This window comes from Bradyrhizobium sp., assembly GCF_049586575.1.
Lineage (GTDB): Bacteria > Pseudomonadota > Alphaproteobacteria > Rhizobiales > Xanthobacteraceae > Bradyrhizobium.
On sequence record NZ_JBAVCF010000606.1, the window covers coordinates 1 to 2,793 of the forward strand.

3 protein-coding genes are annotated in these 2,793 nt (G+C 60.9%); 1 reads left to right on the forward strand and 2 read right to left on the reverse strand.

The window, feature by feature from the left end:
- The coding region (locus tag WB528_RS22505; protein ID WP_423890811.1) for a M23 family peptidase at positions 1-1,438 on the reverse strand (1,438 nt) is incomplete at its 3' end.
- 42 nt (positions 1,439-1,480) lie between these two features.
- On the reverse strand, positions 1,481-2,047 hold the full coding sequence (gene efp, locus WB528_RS22510) for an elongation factor P (protein ID WP_423890813.1): 567 nt from the start codon (positions 2,045-2,047) through the stop codon (positions 1,481-1,483).
- 129 nt (positions 2,048-2,176) lie between these two features.
- Between efp and WB528_RS22515 the strand changes: the two genes are divergently transcribed.
- The coding region (locus tag WB528_RS22515; RefSeq protein WP_423890816.1) for an amino acid--tRNA ligase-related protein at positions 2,177-2,793 on the forward strand (617 nt) is incomplete at its 3' end.

Sequence of the window (2,793 nt, forward strand, 5' to 3'; positions counted from 1 at the left end):
CGCGGGTGAACACCTGAACGTCGAAATGGAGGTGACGGGTAGTGCCGTTGGGACGGTCGAGATAGTTGGAAACGACGCCGATTTTCTCGCCTTCCTCGACATAACGGCCATTCAGAACACCATCGGCATCCATGGCTGAAGGGTCCATGTGCATATAGCGGAAGCGAATATGCTCGTTTCGGGTGTTGATCTGAAGGGTTGCCGCCTGCTGCTTCGGCTCGCGGATCAGCATGGCGTCGCGCGCAGCAACGACCACCTGCTGTTTGCGATCGCAATGCTCCGGCCCTTCCTCATGCGTGGGGCAGGGGGCGGGCCGCATATCTTGACCCTGATGGCCGAATCCGCTCGGACATTGGCCGACGCCGAAGCTGCGGACCTCGCAAAAATTGTCCTGCCAAGGATAACTGGTCGGCCCAAATTCATCGAACCTGTCGTTTTTGCGCAAGCCGAACGATTGAGAGTGGGCAAAAGCCGGCGCTTTCTGCAATGGAAAACGGATTTGCGAGTAGACGGTGTAGTCAATTCGGCCGTTCCGCTTGCGCGAACCGCTTCTGGCAATGAGGTCGCCGGGCGGGCGATAGGTAAAATCCGAGGACGCAACGGAAGGGCGCCCAACGGCTTCCGATGCGATATCGGACCGTGGCCGCGATGGCAGGCCGCCCGCCACGCGGAGCGCCTTCAGGAATCGCTCGGCAACAGGATAGGCCTCGCGACAGGCGAGCCGTCGTGGCCTTGGCACGCTGTCGAGGCACTGGATCGAGACGACGTAGGGGACGCCGAAGCGCGTGAAGGCATAGCGCACATAGCCTTCGCGGATGAAGCGGCGCAGGTCGGGAAACTGCGCGGCGAGCGACTTGACCGGTTCACCTCTGCCGCCCAAGGGATCGTTGAGATCGTAGGTCAGAAGCGAGCCCGTGATCTGGACTTCCACGGGTTTCGCGAAAATCCGCTGCGGCAGGCCGTTGCCGGCGCCGGGCGCGAGCGAAAAAACCGCGTCGTAGCCGGCAGGACCTGCATCGAACAGGTCGGCGGTACGAAAGTCGGCTTCAAAGCGCGGGATCGCGAGGCTTTCGGGCGTGGCGAACCATCGGGCTTCGAGATAGGCCGCGGCGTCGAAGGGCAGCAGCACCGGCACCGGGCTGCGGCCGATGCCGGTGAATATCTGGGACGTCGTGGCGTTGAGTTGCACGAGCGCCGGCATCGAGCGCGGATCGGAGGCGGCCAGTCGGGACCGGCCCACAAAAGTGAACGTGGAAGCAACTGACGGCTGGACACCGACCTCGGTGCGGAGTTGATCAAGCGCGGCGCGCCAATCCACACGCGCGACGGAAATGGTCGGGCTTCTGAATTCGTCGGCGGCGAGCGGGGTCGCGCCGGCGCCGAGCAGAAGTAAGGCTAGCTGCAGACGCGCAAAGAGATTGGCGGCCCCCGACCTCACTGTTGTTACGCCCCCGGCGCTGTTTTCCCCGCACGCGAGATATTAGTCCTTTGCGCGTTCGACGTAAGACCCATCTTCCGTCATCACCACAATCCGCGTGCCGGCGGCGACGTGCGGCGGTACGGCGGTGCGGACGCCGTTGGAAAGGACGGCGGGCTTGTAAGAGGACGACGCCGTTTGTCCCTTGGTGACCGGCTCAGTTTCCACAACTTCCAGCGTCGCGCGCTGCGGTAACTGGATCGAGACCGGATTACCGTCGTGAAGCGACAGCTTCACGGTCATGTTCTCTTGCAAATAAGGCGCCGAAGAACCGACGATTTCCTTTGAGACCTGGACCTGGTCGTAATTCTCGGCGTTCATGAAGTGAAAGCCGTCGGCGTCCTCATAGAGATAGTTGAAATTGTGGTCCTCCACCGTCGCCTTTTCCACCTGATCGGTGGTCTTATAACGCTCGGATATCTTCACCCCGTCGCCGATACGGCGCATTTCGATCTGGCTGACCGGCGTTCCCTTGCCGGGGTGGATGTTTTCAGCGGTGAGGACCACGTAAAGCTTGCCATCTTGCTCGATGATGTTGCCTTTGCGAATGGAACTGGCGATGACTTTCAAGGCTGTTTTTCCTGATATTGTGGCCCAAGACCTTGCCGGACAGGTGCATTCCGGGGCCAATTGAGGCGGTTTCGGCCTGCAACATACTGATTTTGTGCTTGGAAGCTAGCGTTTTGGGGCGGTTGATTGATGGTTGCGGACAATAAGGCTTCGCCATGGTGGTCTGCCGGTCGATACACCGACATCAGGCCGTTTTTAGCCGCCAGGAATGCGATCACACGGGCGACCCGGGCCTGGTTCGAGGAACAAGGCTTTACGGAGATAGAAACCGCTGTTTTGCAGGTGTCGCCGGGCAACGAAACCCATCTGCATGCGCCGCGCACGGAACTCACGGCCAGTGATAACGGGCGCATGACGCGGTATTTGCGGACTTCGCCGGAATTTGCCTGCAAGAAGCTGCTTGCCGCCGGCGAGACCAGGATATTTGAATTTGCGCGAGTGTTCCGCGACCGCGAGCGCAGCCGCTTGCATTTGCCTGAATTCACCATGCTGGAATGGTACCGGGCGAACGAGGCTTACGAAGCCGTCATGGCCGACAGCGTTGTCCTGATCGCGCATGCCGCGCAGGCAACCGGGATCGGGCAGTTTTCGTTTCGCGGGCGAGTGGCGGATCCCTTTGCCGAGCCCGAGATGTTGACGGTCGCTTGGGCATTTGAGCGCTTCGCGGGTATCGATCTGCTCGCCACCATTGAAGGCGGCGAAGGCGACCGGACAATGCTCGCGGCTGCCGCCGGTACGAAGATTCG